This window comes from Rhodococcus sp. 5G237 (assembly GCF_053764735.1).
Genome location: NZ_JBSNCD010000012.1, coordinates 1 through 16,852 on the forward strand (window position 1 = coordinate 1; position 16,852 = coordinate 16,852).

Below are 16,852 nucleotides of genomic sequence, written 5' to 3' on the forward strand. Positions count from 1 at the left end.
CACTGGACCACCGCAGACGGAAGAATGCGATGTCCAGCAACAACCACCGAACAAATTCGATGGTCGCACCAAATATTATTTGGCACTGACATTCATCGGCACACTGTTGAGTTCTCAAAGAACACGCACACACCATCGATCCCGAACCTTCCGGTTCGTTCACTCCGGGGTGACTGTTCATCCGAGGGCCTTCCGGCTCTCGGGCACGGCTCCAAACCTTACCAGAAGGTTTCGAACCAGTGAAATCTGCAGGCGCCTTCGTCCAACCTCGTTGTCCCGTTCCTCTCGGCCCGGGTCGGTGTCCGTGTCGCTCTGACCTGGAATAAGTTACGCGAACATCTCCGAGAACACCAAATCGCCAGTTCAGAGCGGGTTTATCGACTTACGGAGCGTCGTTGTGAGGGTGTTCAGGGGACCCAGTACTTCGCTGCGAGGTGCTGAACGATCGGATCGTCCTCGCCGGCCTGCTCCAGCATCGCGAGGTCGCTGCGGAGATCCATGAGGCGAGGGTCGTCCCCTTCCGCGTCGCCGATCGGCCGGCCCCCGTCCTCGGCGCGCTGCCGCAGGATCTTCTCCCGAACCCGGTCCTTCAACGACTCAGCCATGAGAGAAGCATGCTGCGCGGTGACCGGGTTGTCGAGGATTTCGCAGCCGTGTCCGAGACCGCTCTCGTGCGCGCCGATAGTCGCGGTCGCTTCGCGTCAACGGTCCTTGTCCCGGAAGACCCGGACGGCCATGGGCAGCACCACGGCAAGAGCGCCGATGATCAGGACCAAGGAGAACAGTTCCATCAACATGTCTCCATCATCCGTGCGAATCGCACAGCGCGCAGAAACGTCGAAGGCCCCTCACCGTGGTGAGGGGCCTTCGTGGAGCTGCCTGTCGGAATCGAACCGACGACCTTTTCATTACGAGTGAAATGCTCTACCGACTGAGCTAAGGCAGCGAGCCTTTCGGCGTCCGAAGTCTAGCGGACTACCCCCACCCCGACGCAAACCGGCACTTCGGCTACCGGAACGCCGAGCTCAACCGGGCTGCGAGCGCCGCGAGAGCGAAGCGGGGTTTGACGTTCTGGGCGAGCGCCTCCCGGCAGTCGAGGATGGCCTCGATGCACTCGAGCAGCGACTCCGGCCGGGTCCTCGACGCCAGGTCGGCCGCGCGATCCGACATGTCCGGATGGTTGAGCGTGACCCGCGACCCGAAGGCATGCACCAGTGCGTCCCGGTACAGGCCGGCGAGATCGATCAGGGCTCGGTCCATGATGTCGCGCTCGGTCCGCGTCTTCCGCGACTTCTGGGTGCGTTCGAGTTCCTTGAGGACCCCGGCCGAACCGCGAAGCGCACCCGCAGCTCCCTTGCCGGTACCGCCGGCACCGAGAGCGGTCCTCAGCTCCTCGGTCTCGCGCTCGTCGCGCTCCGCACTGATCTCCTTCGCCTCGGTCTCGGCGCTGCGGCCGAGGTCGTCGGCTGCGGAGTAGGTGGTGGCGGGGCGCAGGACCGCGCCGGCGACAGCGAGCGCACGTGCCCGGTTGTCGCGGGCGCCCTCGTCGATGGCCAGCCGTCGGGCCCGGCCGACGTGGCCGGCGCTGACGGATGCAGCCCACTGCGCCGTCTTCGGATCGATGTCGTCGGTGGCTTCGAGGACGCGCGCGATGGCGTCGGCGCTGGGGGTGACCAACCCGATGTGACGGCAGCGCGAGCGCAGCGTCACCGAGATGTCCTCGGGATCGACCGACGGCGCACACAGGAGGAAAACCGTTCGCTGCGGCGGTTCCTCGACCACCTTCAGCAGCGCGTTCGCGGCGCCTTCGGTGAGACGGTCGGCGTCCTCGATCACCACGACCTGCCATCGCCCCGTGCTGGGACGCCGCGACGCGACCTGCACGATGTCGCGCATCGACTTGACGCTGATCGTCAGTCCCTCGGGCACGACCCGCCGTACGTCGCCGTGGGTGCCGGCCATCGTGGTGGTGCAGGCGTGGCATCGCCCGCAGCCGGGAGTCTCCTCGTCGGTGCACTGCAGGGCGGCGGCGAAACACAGCGCCGCGACCGAGCGACCGGACCCGGGAGGACCTGTGAACAGCCACGAGTGCGTCATCGCCGACCCGGTGTCGCCCCGACGGGCAGCTACCGCGGCCGCGACGAGTTCGGTCTCGACATCGCGTTGACCGACGAGACGATCGAAGACCCCGGGCATGCGCTCAGCCTAACGACCGGGTCCGACGGGTCCGGATCACGTGTCCGAAACGTTCAAGACGGCCGCACGTCCACGGCCCTACCGTCGGACCATGACCATTCATTTCTCCGCAGTGGGGCTCGTCGTCGCCGATCTCGATCGCTCCTTCGCGTGCTATCGCGTGCTCGGCCTCGACCTGCCCACCGAAGCACCCGAGGTACCGCACTTCGAGGTCACTCTCCCCGGTGGTCTGCGCCTGATGTGGGACACCGTCGAATCCGTCCGCAGCTTCGATCCGGAGTTCGAGCCGTCGTCCGGAGGCGGGGCGGCGCTCGCCTTCGACTGTGGTTCCCCAGAGGCGGTCGACGAGACACTTGCAGCGTTGATCGAGGCGGGGTGCACGTCGACGAAGGCGCCCTGGGACGCATTCTGGGGACAGCGCTACGCGAGTGCGATCGATCCCGACGGCCACAGCGTCGACCTGTTCGCCGCGCTCCCGGGGTGACCCCGGGCCAGTTCACCGAGGGTGGCACCCGACAGGGCACGGACCTCCCGGGCCAGATGCGCCTGGTCGCTGTACCCGCAGTCGGCTGCGACACGGGCGAAGTCGTCGCCGGCCCGGGCACGCGCGACCGCCCGACGGAAGCGCAGCACCCGCGACAACATCTTCGGTCCGTATCCGTAGGCCCGGGCCGAGCGACGACGCAGGGTCCTGTCGCTCCAGCCGAGGGTCGCGGCGACTTCCGTGACGGCCGCACCGGCGGCCAGCGTCCGCGCGAGGTCGGCCATCGGATCGTGTTCGTCGAGCGGAACCCGTCGATCGGTCAGCTCGCTCGCGTCGACGCCGAAGAACCGCGCCCCCAGGCCGGGCTCGAACCGGACGGCCGTCAGCGGTCGGTCCGCCGCCAGATCGGAGAACTGGGACGTCGTGTCCGGGCCGGCGACGAGGAAGCCGTCGGCGTGCCGGATGAGGTCCATGCAGCCGTCCGGCAGCACATGGGTTCCGCCTACGCGGGCACCGGACGGCTCGGACCGCCACAGTGTGACGCCGCGGATCCCCGTCGGCAGTTCGCGGTACACACCGTGAGGCTATCCGCGTACCCCGACGGGGACCCGTCAGTCCGTCGTCTTCTTCGCGGCGGCCTTCTTCGTCGTCTTCTTCGCCGCCGTCTTCTTGGCGGTGGTCTTCTTGGCGGCAGTCTTCTTCGCCGCAGTCTTCTTCGCGGTCTTCTTGGCCGGACCGCGTGCCCGACGGTCGGCGAGCAGTTCGGATGCCCGCTCGTCGGTGATGGACTCGACCTCGTCGCCCTTGCGCAGGCTCGCGTTCGTCTCACCGTCGGTGACGTACGGACCGAACCGGCCGTCCTTGATCACCATCGGCTTGCCGCTGACCGGGTCGGTGCCCAGCTCGCGCAGCGGCGGCGTGGCGGCGGCCTGCCGGCCGCGGCGCTTCGGCTCCGCGTAGATCTTCAGCGCCTCCTCGAGGGTGACAGTGAAGATCTGCTCCTCGTTCGCGAGCGACCGCGAGTCGCTGCCCTTCTTCAGGTACGGACCGTAGCGGCCGTTCTGAGCGGTGATCTCGTCGCCGGACTCCGGATCGACACCCACCACGCGCGGCAGCGACAGCAGTTTCAGGGCGTCTTCCAGGGTGACCGTGGACAGGTCCATCGTCTTGAACAGCGAACCCGTGCGGGGCTTCGGGCCGGTCTTCTTCGCGGCCTTCTTCGCGGGAGCCTTCTTCGCTGCCTTCTTGGCGACGGCCTTCTTGGTGGCGGTCTTCGTGCCGCCCTCTCCCTCCGAGCCGAGTTCCTCGACGGGGATGGGCGTGACGTCCGGCTCCGGTTCGGGCTCGGGTTCGGGATCGGGGATCAACTCGGTCACGTAGGGACCGAAGCGACCCTCCCGCGCGACGATCTCGTAGCCGGTCGACGGATCGACACCGAGGACGCGTCCCTCCTGCGGCGTCGAGAAGAGCTTCTCGGCGTACTCGAGGGTGAGCTCGTCCGGCGGCAGGTCGTCAGGCAGGTTCGCCCGCTGCGAGGTCGGCTCGGCGTCGGGGTTGTCGGGGTCGGTGACCATCCGTTCGAGGTACGGACCGAAGCGACCCACACGCACGTGGATCTCACGACCCTCGGAGTCGTCGAACAGGCGGATGGAGTTGATCTCGCGGGCATCGATGTCCTCGAGGTTCTCCCCCACCAGCTTCTTCAGGCCACCCTTGCGCGCGACCGACTCCTCGTGACCGTCGTCGCTGCCGAAGTAGAACCGCGTCAGCCAGTCGGTGCGCTGCCGGTGACCGGAGGCGATCTCGTCGAGATCGTCCTCCATCCCGGCCGTGAAGTCGTAGTCGACGAGCTGGGCGAAGTGCGCTTCGAGCAGGCCGATGACGGCGAACGCCACCCACGACGGGACGAGCGCGCTGCCACGCTTGTAGACGTAGCCGCGGTCGAGGATGGTCTTGATGATCGACGCGTAGGTCGAGGGCCGGCCGATCCCGAGCTCTTCGAGCGTCTTGATCAGGCTCGCCTCGGTGTACCGGGCGGGCGGGTTGGTGGAGTGACCGTCCGGATCGAGCTTCGTCGCGGTGACCGACGCGCCCTCGGACAGGTTCGGCAGACGCGACTCCGCGTCGTCCGACTGACCACCGGCCTCCTCGTCGACACTCTCGACGTACGCCTTGAGGAAGCCCGGGAACGTGATGGTGCGGCCCGACGACGAGAAGGTGCACTCCTCGCCGCTGCCCGCGGTGCCGGTGATGCGCAGCGTCAGCGTCGTGCCCCGCGCGTCGGCCATCTGCGAGGCGACGGTGCGCTGCCAGATGAGCTCGTAGAGCTTGAACTCGTCGCCGTCGAGGCGCGCGTGCAGCTCGCCGGGGGTGGCGAAGACGTCGCCGGCGGGACGGATCGCCTCGTGTGCTTCCTGCGCGTTCTTGACCTTGCGGGTGTACTGGCGCGGCGTCGGATGGACGAACTCGGCACCGTACAGCTGGGTGGCCTGTGCGCGGGCCGCCGCGATCGCCGACTCGGACAGCGTCGTCGAGTCGGTACGCATGTAGGTGATGTAGCCGTTCTCGTACAGACGCTGCGCGGTGCGCATGGTGCGCTCGGACGAGAACCGCAGCTTGCGGCCCGCCTCCTGCTGCAGCGTCGACGTCATGAACGGCGCGTAGGGCTTGCGGGTGTACGGCTTGCTCTCGGCCGACGACACCGTCAGCGCGACACCGGCGAGTGCCTCCGCGAGGCGGCGTGCACGGTCCTCGTCGAGGACGACGACACCGTTCGACTTCAGGTTCCCGTCGGGCCCGAAGTCGCGACCCGAGGCGACACGGGAACCGTCGACGTTGACCAGGCGGGCACCGAACGAACGGGGGCTCGCATCGGCGCCGGCGTCCATCGTGGCCGCGATGTCCCAGTACTCGGCGGACTTGAACGCCATGCGCTCGCGTTCGCGCTGCACGATCACGCGGGTCGCCACCGACTGCACACGACCCGCCGACAGACGGGGCATGACCTTCTTCCACAGCACGGGGCTGACCTCGTAGCCGTACAGACGGTCGAGGATGCGGCGGGTCTCCTGCGCGTCGACCAGGTCGTTGTCGAGATCGCGGGTGTTCTCGGCGGCCGCGCGGATGGCGGGCTCGGTGATCTCGTGGAAGACCATGCGCCGGACCGGCACCTTGGGCTTGAGGGTCTCGAGCAGGTGCCAGGCGATGGCCTCGCCCTCACGGTCGGGGTCGGTGGCGAGGTAGAGCTCGTCGGCGTCCTTGAGCAGGCTCTTCAGCTCCGAGACCTTGGTCTTCTTGTCGGCGCTGACGACGTAGAGGGGTTCGAAGTCGTGATCGACGTCGACACCGAGGCGCGCCCACGACTCGCCCTTGTACTTGGCGGGGACGTCCGCGGCACCGCGCGGCAGGTCGCGGATGTGACCGACCGATGCCTCGACGACGTAGTCGCGACCGAGGTAGGGAGCGATCTTCCTCGCCTTGGTCGGGGACTCGACGATCACGAGCCGACGCGTGCCCGACGAACCGCCCGCAGTGCTCTTCTCCCGTGCTGCCACCGTGCCGCCCGCACCTTCCCTCATTGCCGACATGTCGTCTTGTTCGAAGACATGTATACCGACCCGTTCCCCAGACGCGGCCACACACAGGGTCGCACATCCTCGGGGAACGGCTCTTCACAAGTGATGATCACCCGGTTCCACGTGCGGCCAGATCCGTCGTGCCGCGTCGGCGTCCGGAGGTGCACCGATGTTCTCGACGAGCCTCGTCAGACGCCTCCGGCCGGAGATCCTCAACCCCGGCCCACCGGTGCCGTGCGTACCGATCAGGGTCGGTGCGATGCCGGCGCGCATGAGCGCCTGCGCCAGAACTGCATGGGTGTCGGGAGCCGTCGGATCCAGACCGAGAACATACTGTGCTCCCTCGACCTCCATGCGACCGGACGCGAGGAACCACGCCCGCTGGGCCCGCGAGGACGGAACCCAGCCGGTCGGGACCGTCTTGCCGTCGCTGCTGTTCCACTGGGTCGCGAGCGGGACGAGAGCCGAGTCGGTGGACGTGCTGACGGTGAACAGCTCACCGTCGACGGCGATGTCCGCCTCGACTCCCGTGTCGGTCACGAGCTGCACGATCGCACGGGCGCGCCATTCGGCGTCGACCTCCACGGTCAGCACTGCGCCGTCGTCGGTGAGACGCGCACGTCCGTGTGCCGCGAGCAGGCCGCTCAGGTCGGCCAGGGCCGGCGGCATCGTGTCGGCCCCGAAGAAGGACAGTTGACTCACGGGTCCTCCTCTCCCGGCTCCGTGAGCGCGACGAGGCGGCGAGGTTCCGCGACCGGTTCGCGCACACGTCCCGGAAAATGCATCGTCCCCCATCACCTGAGGCGACGGGGGACGATCGGGCGAGGTGGTTGACCTTGCCCGGTTGCTCGCTCGAGCGGGTGGATCAGAGTGCGCGCACGCCGGTGGCCTGCGGGCCCTTGGTGCCCTGACCGACCTCGAACTCGACTCGCTGGTTCTCCTCGAGGGTGCGGAAGCCGGAACCCTGGATCTCGGAGTAGTGAACGAACACGTCGGCGGAGCCGTCCTCAGGAGCGATGAAGCCGAAGCCCTTCTCCGCGTTGAACCACTTCACAGTGCCCTGTGCCATGCTTTTCCTTCTCTTTCTAACACCGGATTCGACGAACCGCCGGGTACGCGATCCGCCAGGTCCCGGTTCCGACCGCTGTACTTCTCGAGTCCCCCGTTGGAAGAGCTAAAGCACCGCGCTCGCAACCATCGATCCTGCGAGCGTGCACTTTTCCAAGTCTACGAACACAGAAGCTGCGACCGGGTGTCAGTCAACCACGTTCTGGGCACGCGCAACAGTAGGAATGGGCACAAACGTGCCAATTCCCTGATCTTGTTCATGTCTCGGTAGCATTACCCACGGGTAGCTGTTGCTCCCATGTTACGGGAAGCCACTGTGGCCCCACTCGTCCCGGACCCGGGTCTCCCGCATCCGACACAGCCTCCCCGTATCCGACACAGCCTCCCCGTATCCGACACACTCCTATCGACAGACGTTTCCGACAGACACCTCGTCCGACCCAGCGGAGTACTGCGTGACCGGCTCGCCCTTCCTCCACAGCGGCGACGCCACCGCCCCCACCTACGGTCGTGAGCTGCTCGACCGGCTGCTCGCCGGCACCCCGACGGGCGAGTCACCGCTGACCCACGTCGCAGAGATCCCGGCCCGACCCGCCCACCACAGCGACTGGCCGCAGTGGGCACACGAGGACGTCGTCCGGGCCTTCCGTGAACAGGGCGTCGAGCGTCCCTGGCACCACCAGGCGAGCGCCGCCGACATCGCGGCCGGCGGGGAGAACGTGGTGGTGTCCACCGGCACCGCGTCGGGCAAGTCGGTCGCCTACCAGCTGCCCGTCCTGAGCGCGCTCGCCGACGACCCGCAGGCCACCGCCCTGTACCTGTCGCCCACCAAGGCCCTCGGCGCGGACCAGCTGCGCGCGGTCACCGAACTGACCTCCGACATCGACGCCCTGTCGACCGTGTGCGCGTGCGCCTACGACGGCGACACCTCCACCGAGATCCGGCAGTGGACGCGCCGGCACTCGCGCTGGATCTTCACCAATCCCGACATGCTGCACCTGTCGCTGTTGCCCGCCCACGCACGATGGGCCCGGCTGTGGCGACGCCTGCGGTACGTCGTCGTCGACGAATGCCACTCCTATCGGGGTGTGTTCGGCTCGCACGTCGCACTGATCCTGCGTCGGCTCCGGCGCGTCGCCCGCCGGTACGGCGCCGATCCCGTCTTCGTCCTCGCCTCCGCGACGACCGCGGAACCGGGGGTGGCGGCGTCCCGGCTCATCGGAGCACCCTGCCGCGAGGTCACCGAGGACGGTTCGCCGCACGGACCCCGCACCGTCGCGATGTGGGAGCCGCCCCTGCTGCGCGAACTCACGGGCGAACACGGCGCTCCGGTGCGGCGGGCCGCCGGGACCGAGGCCGCGCGTCTTCTCGCCGACCTCGTCGTCGAAGGTGCCCGCACCCTGGCGTTCGTCCGGTCGCGTCACGGCGCCGAGCTCACGGCCATGGGTGCACGCCGGCTTCTCGCCGAGGCGGCACCGGATCTCGTCGACCGGGTGGCGGCCTACCGCGCGGGCTACCTCGCCGAGGATCGGCGCGATCTCGAGGCCGCTCTCTCCGACGGCCGTCTGCTCGGCGTCGCCAGCACCAACGCCCTCGAACTCGGAGTGGACATCGCCGGTCTGGACGCGGTGATCGTCGCCGGATTCCCGGGCACGGTCGCGTCCTTCCGGCAGCAGGGCGGTCGCGCCGGCCGCCGCGGGCAGGGTTCGCTCGTCGTGCTGGTCGCGCGGGACGATCCGCTCGACACCTATCTCGTGCACCATCCGCAGGCACTGCTCGACCGGCCGGTCGAGGCGACGGTCACCGATCCGAACAATCCGTACGTGCTCGGACCCCAACTCCTCTGCGCTGCATCGGAACTGCCGCTCAACGATGCCGACGTCGAGGAGTTCGGCGCGCTCGACGTCCTCACGGACCTCGCGGAGCAGGGACTGATCCGGCGCCGCCCGCACGGCTGGTTCGTCACGCCGGGAACGCAACCGCACGGCGATGTCGAGATCCGCGGCGGGATCGGCCACCAGGTTTCGATCGTCGAGGGCGACACCGGTCGCATGTTCGGCACCGTCGATGCCGCCCGCGCCCCCGCGACCGTTCACCCCGGAGCGGTGCACCTGCACCAGGGCGAAACCTTCGTCGTCGACGAGTTGTATCTCGACGACGGCATCGCCCTCGTGCACGCCGAGGACCCGGAATGGTCGACGAGCGCACGCGAGATCACCGACATCTGCTGCATCTCCGTCGACGAATACCGCGAGTTCGGGCCCGTCACGGTCGCGTCCGTGGGGGTCGAGGTGACGCATCGCGTGGTCGGCTATCTGCGCCGCCTGCCGTCCGGGGAGGTGCTCGACCAGATCCCCCTCGACATGCCGGAGCACACGCTCGACACCCGCGCGGTGATGTACACGATCGACCCCGACCTGCTCGACCGGATCGGGGTGACCCCCGATCGCGTACCCGGCGCACTCCACGCCGCCGAGCATGCCGCGATCGGTCTGCTCCCCCTGCTCGCGACGTGCGATCGCGGCGACATCGGCGGTGTCTCCACCGACCTGCACCCCGACACCGGGCTGCCCACCGTCTTCGTCTACGACGGACAGCCCGGCGGTGCCGGATTCGCCGAACGCGGATACCACCGGATCACCAAATGGCTCACCGCGACCCGCGATGCGGTCGCGGCGTGCGAGTGCGCCGCCGGATGCCCGTCGTGCGTGTACTCCCCCAAGTGCGGGAACGGCAACGATCCTCTCGACAAGGCCGGCGCGGTCGCCGTCCTCGATGCCGTCCTCGCTGCGATCGGGGGGTGACGCCGGTTCAGGCCACCGGCGCGCCTCCGGCCTCGGCGCGTTCGGCGGCCAGCAGCGCGGCACGCGCCTCGCGGCGGCGCGCCTGCTCGGCCGGATCCGGGACGGGAACGGCCGCCAGCAGTCGCTTGGTGTACGGATCCGACGGCGAACGCAGGATGCGATCGGTCCGGTCGAACTCGACGAGTCTGCCGGCGCGCATCACGGCGATGCGACGGGCGAGCACCTCGACGACGGCCAGGTCGTGGCTGATGAACAGGCACGCGAAGCCGTACTCACGCTGCAGTTCCCGGAACAGCTCGAGCACCTTGGCCTGCACCGACACGTCGAGCGCAGAGGTGGGTTCGTCCGCGATCAGCAGTGTCGGTTCGAGCGCGAGGGCCCGGGCGATGCCCACCCGCTGACGCTGTCCGCCGGAAAGTTGGTGCGGATAGCGGTTGCGCATGTCGCGGGGCAGATGGACCTGATCGAGAAGTTCTTCGACCTTCTTGTCCCGCTGCGTGCGGTCCATCTCGGTGTGCAGCAGCATCGGCTCGGCGATGGACTGCCCGATCGGCCACCGCGGATTGAGCGACGAACCCGGATCCTGGAAGACGATGCCGATCTTGCGGCGCACAGGACGCAGGTCGCGCGCCGACATCTTCGTGATGTCCACACCGCCGACGGACAACGACCCCGAGTGCAACCCGACCAGACCGACCGCGGCCTTGCCGATGGTCGACTTACCCGAGCCCGATTCGCCGACGAGCCCGACGACCTCACCCGGTTCGATGTCGAGACTCACCCCGTCCACGGCGCGGAAGCCGCTGTTGCGTCGGGCACCGGGGTACTCGATCACCGCGTCGACGAACCGGAGCGCGTACTGCACGTCCGGTGTGTCGTCGGCACCCACCTCACCGGCGCGCGAGCCGAGGTGGGGCACCGAGGCGAGCAGTTCGCGGGTGTAGGCGTGCTCCGGCGTGCCGAAGATCCGATCCGACGTCCCCTGCTCGACGATCGCACCGTCGCGCATGACGATGATGCGGTCGGCCATGTCGGCGACGACACCCATGTCGTGCGTGATGAGCACGATCGCCGCGTCCACCCGCTCGCGCAGGTCGCGCATGAGCTGCAGGATCTCCGCCTGCACCGTCACGTCGAGAGCGGTGGTGGGTTCGTCGGCGATGAGCACCGACGGTTCGGATGCCAGGGCCTGCGCGATCATCGCGCGCTGACGCTGACCGCCGGAGAGCTGGTGCGGGTAGTAGCCGACGCGCTTCTCGGGTTCGGGCATGTCGACGAGACGCAGCAGCTCGACCACGCGCTCCTTCGCCTCGGCCTTCGTCACGTCGGCGTGCGCGCGGATGGCCTCGGTGATCTGCCACCCGATCGTGTAGACGGGATTGAGAGCCGTCATCGGCTCCTGGAAGATCACGGCGATATCCTTGCCGCGCACCGAGTTCAGCTCGCGTTCCGCCAGACCGACGAGCTCGCGCCCACCGAGGGTGATGCTGCCGTCGACCCGGCTGTTGTCAGCGAGCAGACCCGGTACCGCCATGGCGGTCGTCGACTTGCCCGAACCGGATTCGCCGACGATCGCCACGATCTCTCCGCGCGCCACCTCGAACGAGACGTCGTGCACGGCGGTCCGCCAGGTCCGGTCCACCTCGAAGTCGATGGTCAGACCGGAGACCTCCAGGATCGGGGCGCCGGGGGTGGTCTTCTCGCGCGTATCGAGACTCATTGCGTCAGCTCCGTTTCGGGTCGAGCGCATCGCGCAGCGCATCACCCATGAGAATGAAGGCCAGCACCGTGACCGACAGGAATCCTGCCGGGAACAGCACCAGATGCGGCGAGGTGGAGAGGTAGCTCTGGCCCAGGTTGATCTGCAGGCCCCAGGACATGGCCGGCATCTGCAGGCCGATACCGAGATACGACAGCGCAGCCTCGGCCGCGATGAACGTACCGACGGCGACGGTGGCGTACACCAGCACCGGGGTCAGGGCGTTCGGCAGGATGTGCCGGACGAGGATGCGGAAGGTCGACGCACCGAGCACCTGCGCCGCCTGGACGTATTCACTGCCCTTGACCGCGATGACCGACGACCGCACCAGGCGCATCGCGGTCATCCAGCCGAAGGCGATCAGCGCCATCGCGACCGTCAGGGCCGTCCTCTCACTGGTCACGGTCAGCAGCACGAGCGCACCGAGCAGGAGCGGGATGCCGAAGAAGACATCGGTGAACCGTGCCAGCACGCTGTCGAGGATTCCTCCGAAATATCCCGCGAGCGAACCGATCAGGACACCGATGACCAGCACACCGATGACGGCCAGCAGACCGATGGACAGCGACACGCGGGCGCCGTAGACGACGTTGGCGTAGTAGTCGCAACCCTGCAGGTCCGTTCCGAACCAGTGCTCCGCGCTGGGCGGGAGACGGGTGTCCGACAGGTCGCAGGCCCGCGGATCGATCCCGCGAGCGAACACCTGCGGCACCACCGCCATCGCGACGAGAACGATGGTGATGACGGCTCCGAACCAGAAGAACGCGCTGCGGCGCAGCTTCTTCCACGCGTTGCCCCACAGGCTCGCCTGGCCGACGAGCTCGACGGCCTCACCGGTCACGACATTTCCCGGCTCGCCTTCCTGCACGGCGTGCTGGCGGGCGGCCTCGGCGTTATTGGAATCCATCACCACTACTCGTATCTGATCCGTGGGTCGAGGAAGGCGTACAGCACGTCCACGACGAGATTGAAGAAGATGTAGAAGAAGACCATCAGCGTGACGATGCCGACGACCACTGCACCTTCCTGGTTCTGCACAGCGTCGAAGATGGCGCGGCCGAGCCCGGGAATGTTGAACACGGACTCGGTGATGATCGCGCCGCCGAGCAACGCGCCGATGTCGGCACCGATGAACGTCACGACCGGGATGAGGCTGTTGCGCAAGGCATGCCGGGTCACGATGCGGCTGTATCCGACGCCCTTGGAGCGGGCGGTGCGGATGTAATCGGCCGCCATCGACTCCGAGACCGCAGTGCGCGTCAGTCGTGCCACGTAGGCCATCGACAGGGATGCGAGCACCAGGCCGGGCAACAGGTAGCTGTACCAGCCGTCGTTGATACCGGCGATCGGGAACAGACCCAGCTTGTATCCCAGGACGTACTGCGAGACGAAGCCGAGGACGAACACCGGGATGGAGACGAGCAGCGTCGACGAGACGAGCACGAGGTTGTCGAAGAAGGAATTGCGGCGCAGCGCTGCGAGCACACCGGCCGTGACGCCGATGAGGATCTCGAAGACCACGGCCACCGCGGTCAGCTGGATGGTGACCGGCAAGCGCTGCGAGATGGTGTCCAGCACCGGCCTACCGGAGAAGTCGGATCCGAAGTCGCCCTGGAACAGTCCACCGACGTACTTGATGTACTGGACGAAGAACGGATCGTCGAGGTTGTACTGGGCGCGGAGCTGCGCCACGACCGCGGGAGCGAGCGGGCGATCGCCCGCCAGCGCGCGAATGGGATCGCCCGGAAGGGCGTAGACCATCGCGAAGATGAGGAACGAGGCGCCGATCAGGACCGGAACGGTCAACAGCACTCGGCGCGTGATGAAGCGACCCACTGGGTTCTCCTATACGGAACAGAACGTCCTACGCGGGTGGTGGGGGGGTCCCTTGTTGGTGGGGACCCCCCCACCACTCGTCACTCAGCCGACCGTGACCTCTTCGGTCACGATGTCACCGAACGCGTCGATCTTCACGTTGTCGACCCGGTCGCTCGTCACGGCCTGGTTCAGTCCGTAGAAGAGCGGCGTGGCGGGCAGGTCGCGGAACAGGATGTCCTCGGCGCGCTGGTATTCCACCGTGGCCTCGTCGAGGGTGTCGGCGTTGTTACCGGCCGACAGGGCCCCGTCGAACTCGGGGTTGCTGTAGAAGGTCATGTTCGACCCGGCCGGCGGCATCGCGGCCGTGCTGTAGACGGGAGCCAGGAAGTTGTACAGCGACGGGTAGTCCATGATCCAGCCCATCCGGAACGGACCGGTCATGCCCTTGTCGTCCTGCAGCGGCAGGTACTGCGCGAACTGCAGGTCGCCGCGAAGCACGTACTCGACACCGAGGTTGCTGCGGAACTGGTTGCCGATCGCGGTCATCCACTGGTCGTGCCCGGCTCCGGCGTTGAACCACAGATCGACCGGCCGGCTGCGATCGAAGCCGGCCTCGTCGAGCAGCTTGTTGGCCTGCTCGACGTTCAGCTCGCACTTGGCGCCGCAGGCGTCCTCGCGGTAGCCCTCGACGACGGGCGACCCGAAGGAGGCCGCCGGCGTGCGGGTGTCGGTGAAGATGGCCGTGGTGATGGCCTGACGATCGATCGCCATCGAGAATGCTTCGCGGACACGCGGGTCGGCGAAACGCTCGTCGTAGGTCGGGAACGAGAGCGCGGTGATGTCGGGGCGGGCGCGCTCGACGTAGCGATCACCGAACTGGTCGCGGGCGGTGGCCCAGGCGTCCGGCGGCAGGTCCAGCAGCACGTCGAGGCCGCCGGCCTGGACGTCGGTGTAGGCGGTGGTCAGTTCGGTGTAGACCTTGAACTGCACGCCCTCGGCCTGCGCCGGGTTGTCGCCGGCGTACTCCTCGTACTTGGTCACGGTGAAACCCTGACCGTCGACGAAGTCCTCGTCTGCCTTGAACGGGCCGTTGCCGATCGGACGGCGACCGAACGCCTCGGGGTCGTCGAAGAACACCTCGGGCAGAGGGTAGAACGCGGTGTACCCGAGGGTGACCGGGAAGATCGCGAACGGTTCCTTCAGCTCGACGGAGATCGTCGTGTCGTTCACGGCCTCGAGGCCCGACATGGTGGTCGCGGCGGGCTCGGCACCGTCGGCGGCCTGCAGCTCGTCGTATCCCTTGACGTTCTCGAAGAAGTACGAGGCGCCGTACGCGTTGGTGCTCAGAGCGGTGTAGTTCCACGCGTCGACATACGACTTCGCGGTGACGGGAGTTCCGTCGTGGAACGTCCAGCCCTCGTTCAGTTCGATGGTCCAGGTCATCTGGTCCTCGGACTCGACCGATTTCGCGACGCCGGTGTACTCCACGTCGCTGGTCTCGTCGTTGTAGCGCACCAACGGCGTGAACAGTGACTTGAGGACCTGATTGCCCTCGCTCTCGGTGGTGTTGCCCGGAACCAGCGGGTTCTCGGGCTGCATGATGTGCAGGCTGTAGACGCCCTCGGCACCGGAAGCGCTGCCGCCCCCACATGCCGCGAGCAGGCCGGCAGCCACGAAGCCTGCCGACACGGCCGCGATTACGCGCTTGACCCTCAAGATCGATCCTCCCTCAATTCCCGCGGGACGGGGTCGCCGTCCGCGCAGGCCGCGATGGTCCGCGGTGTCGGTGTGGGCCACAGTGCGAACGATGTGCAGCCCGGAATGCCGGGGGACTCTGGACACACTTCGAGAGTCCGTCACGCGGCGTCCCCCGATCGGGGGACCGGAAAAGAACGAACGAAATACCTTCGTAATCAGACAGGAACACACGTCGCCTGCCGGATACGTCGATGCGAAAGGGTTCCGACCACGGAACCGACCCTCATCCCCGCACTACATCCGCTCCCGCACCCCTTACCGCTGCCCGACCGGGAACCGGAATTGCTTCGTCCACCACCACTGTGTCCACAATCGTCTATGACGACCGTCACACATAATAAGCACAGGTAAGCAATGAGCGCGAATCCGCTGGATACGGCCGCGAGCGACCCGCCGACGGCCTCATCGGGCAGGACCGGCTCGCGCGACGGCCGTCGCCTCCTTCCCGTCGAAGAGGGCCGACACCGCAGCGGTGACCTCGACGAGCGCATCCCACTCGTGGATCTCGCAGCGCCGCAATCGCACTCGCATCCGTGTGGTGATCACCTCGCTCGCCTCGCAGGCCTCCACGACCCCGCGGTCCAGTGCCGAGGCGACCGCCACCGCCGCCAGGTCGGCCGCCGCCTGCGCACGATGACGTGCGACGACGACCGACCCGACGTGCAGCAACGTGGCCGTGATCGCGATGAGGCCGGCCATCACGGCGCAGCCGATCACACTCGCGCTCCCGTCGTCGCCGAGGAGGGAGGGGCCCGACCTCATCGCGTTCCTTCCGGCTCGCGCACCGCCACCGCCTCGGCCGTGAGGGTCAGCAACGGGAGCAGCGGACTCTCCGCGGTCACGACCGCCACGATCAGATCTCCCTCCTCGCGTACCGCCACGCGTGCGTCCGGAGGCGCGACTCGCATGGCCACCTCGATCGCCCTCGCCTGGTCTCCCCGCGCAGCGAGGCGGGCGGCTTCGCGGGCGGCGTCATGGCACCGCACCTGGTACGCGATGCCCAGCACCGCACCGAGGCACAGTACGAGCACCGTGACCAGGCTCGCGACGGCGAGAGCCGCTTCGACGGTGACCCCGCCTTCGTCCTCACGAACGAAGGCACGTAACCAGCGTCGTCCGAGCATCTTTCGCATGCTTCGGTGTCACACCGCCGTGTTCAGGGCACGCTCGACGATGCCCGTCAGCGCGGACACGATCGAATCACCGGTCACCACGGTGTACAGCACCGCCCCGAAAGCCGCCGCCGCAATGGTCCCGATCGCATATTCCGCCGTCGACATGCCGTCGTCCTGCACGACGAGCCCGCCAAGACGACCACGCAGGCCACGTGCGAGCCCTGCGTCCGGTGTTCGTTTCCCCATCTTCCGTCCCTCCCATCCGTGCGGCGCGG

15 protein-coding genes and 1 tRNA gene are annotated in these 16,852 nt (G+C 67.7%); 2 read left to right on the forward strand and 14 right to left on the reverse strand.

Going from position 1 to position 16,852, the window contains the following annotated elements; genetic code table 11:
- Positions 1-407 precede the first annotated feature (407 nt).
- The 3 genes from ACWPOC_RS23530 to ACWPOC_RS23540 all read right to left on the reverse strand — a co-directional run bounded on the left by ACWPOC_RS23530 (position 408) and on the right by ACWPOC_RS23540 (position 2,196).
- Positions 408-605, reverse strand: coding sequence for a hypothetical protein (locus ACWPOC_RS23530; RefSeq protein ID WP_006552400.1), 198 nt, complete (start codon positions 603-605; stop codon positions 408-410).
- 265 nt (positions 606-870) lie between these two features.
- Positions 871-946 (reverse strand) — tRNA-Thr (locus ACWPOC_RS23535).
- A 62-nt stretch (positions 947-1,008) separates the two neighbouring features.
- Entirely contained in the window at positions 1,009-2,196 is a 1,188-nt protein-coding gene (locus ACWPOC_RS23540; RefSeq protein WP_120281236.1) for a DNA polymerase III subunit delta', read from the reverse strand.
- Positions 2,197-2,287: 91 nt separating this feature from the next.
- Here ACWPOC_RS23540 and ACWPOC_RS23545 point away from each other — a divergent pair, with 91 nt between their 5' ends.
- Complete coding sequence (locus ACWPOC_RS23545; RefSeq protein ID WP_120283901.1) at positions 2,288-2,680, forward strand: VOC family protein; 393 nt, start codon at positions 2,288-2,290, stop codon at positions 2,678-2,680.
- On the opposite strand, the gene ACWPOC_RS23550 is transcribed toward ACWPOC_RS23545, so the two are convergent.
- The 4 genes from ACWPOC_RS23550 to ACWPOC_RS23565 all read right to left on the reverse strand — a co-directional run bounded on the left by ACWPOC_RS23550 (position 2,617) and on the right by ACWPOC_RS23565 (position 7,324).
- Positions 2,617-3,255 (reverse strand): helix-turn-helix domain-containing protein, encoded by a 639-nt coding sequence (locus ACWPOC_RS23550; protein ID WP_455409410.1) that lies wholly within the window; start codon positions 3,253-3,255, stop codon positions 2,617-2,619. The two genes, ACWPOC_RS23545 and ACWPOC_RS23550, sit on opposite strands and share 64 nt — an antisense overlap.
- A gap of 36 nt (positions 3,256-3,291) precedes the next feature.
- Entirely contained in the window at positions 3,292-6,258 is a 2,967-nt protein-coding gene (topA, locus tag ACWPOC_RS23555) for a type I DNA topoisomerase (protein WP_455409411.1), read from the reverse strand.
- A 93-nt stretch (positions 6,259-6,351) separates the two neighbouring features.
- Entirely contained in the window at positions 6,352-6,957 is a 606-nt protein-coding gene (locus ACWPOC_RS23560) for a hypothetical protein (protein WP_159416860.1), read from the reverse strand.
- Positions 6,958-7,120: 163 nt separating this feature from the next.
- Positions 7,121-7,324, reverse strand: coding sequence for a cold-shock protein (locus tag ACWPOC_RS23565; RefSeq protein WP_003935252.1), 204 nt, complete (start codon positions 7,322-7,324; stop codon positions 7,121-7,123).
- A 454-nt stretch (positions 7,325-7,778) separates the two neighbouring features.
- Between ACWPOC_RS23565 and ACWPOC_RS23570 the strand changes: the two genes are divergently transcribed.
- On the forward strand, positions 7,779-10,127 hold the full coding sequence (locus tag ACWPOC_RS23570) for a DEAD/DEAH box helicase (RefSeq protein ID WP_455409412.1): 2,349 nt from the start codon (positions 7,779-7,781) through the stop codon (positions 10,125-10,127).
- A gap of 7 nt (positions 10,128-10,134) precedes the next feature.
- Here the strand turns inward: ACWPOC_RS23570 and ACWPOC_RS23575 are convergent, their stop codons facing one another.
- From ACWPOC_RS23575 to ACWPOC_RS23605, 7 genes are all read right to left on the reverse strand, one after another.
- Positions 10,135-11,847 carry an ABC transporter ATP-binding protein gene (locus tag ACWPOC_RS23575; RefSeq protein WP_455409413.1) on the reverse strand — a complete coding sequence of 571 codons (1,713 nt, stop codon included), beginning with the start codon at positions 11,845-11,847 and terminating at the stop codon, positions 10,135-10,137.
- 4 nt (positions 11,848-11,851) lie between these two features.
- Positions 11,852-12,799, reverse strand: a complete 948-nt coding sequence (locus tag ACWPOC_RS23580) for an ABC transporter permease (RefSeq protein WP_120281231.1) — start codon at positions 12,797-12,799, stop codon at positions 11,852-11,854.
- Positions 12,799-13,722, reverse strand: a complete 924-nt coding sequence (locus ACWPOC_RS23585) for an ABC transporter permease (protein WP_106200723.1) — start codon at positions 13,720-13,722, stop codon at positions 12,799-12,801. The genes ACWPOC_RS23580 and ACWPOC_RS23585 overlap by 1 nt, the downstream gene beginning before the upstream one ends.
- Before the next feature lie 84 nt (positions 13,723-13,806).
- On the reverse strand, positions 13,807-15,420 hold the full coding sequence (locus tag ACWPOC_RS23590; RefSeq protein WP_455409414.1) for a peptide ABC transporter substrate-binding protein: 1,614 nt from the start codon (positions 15,418-15,420) through the stop codon (positions 13,807-13,809).
- 444 nt (positions 15,421-15,864) lie between these two features.
- Positions 15,865-16,224 carry an Rv3654c family TadE-like protein gene (locus tag ACWPOC_RS23595; RefSeq protein ID WP_159416862.1) on the reverse strand — a complete coding sequence of 120 codons (360 nt, stop codon included), beginning with the start codon at positions 16,222-16,224 and terminating at the stop codon, positions 15,865-15,867.
- Positions 16,221-16,586, reverse strand: a complete 366-nt coding sequence (locus tag ACWPOC_RS23600) for a TadE family type IV pilus minor pilin (RefSeq protein ID WP_159416863.1) — start codon at positions 16,584-16,586, stop codon at positions 16,221-16,223. Before ACWPOC_RS23600 ends, ACWPOC_RS23595 begins: the two co-directional genes overlap by 4 nt.
- A gap of 18 nt (positions 16,587-16,604) precedes the next feature.
- Positions 16,605-16,823: a DUF4244 domain-containing protein gene (locus tag ACWPOC_RS23605; protein WP_120281229.1), complete on the reverse strand. Its 219-nt coding sequence runs from the start codon at positions 16,821-16,823 to the stop codon at positions 16,605-16,607.
- Between the last annotated feature and the right edge of the window lie 29 nt (positions 16,824-16,852).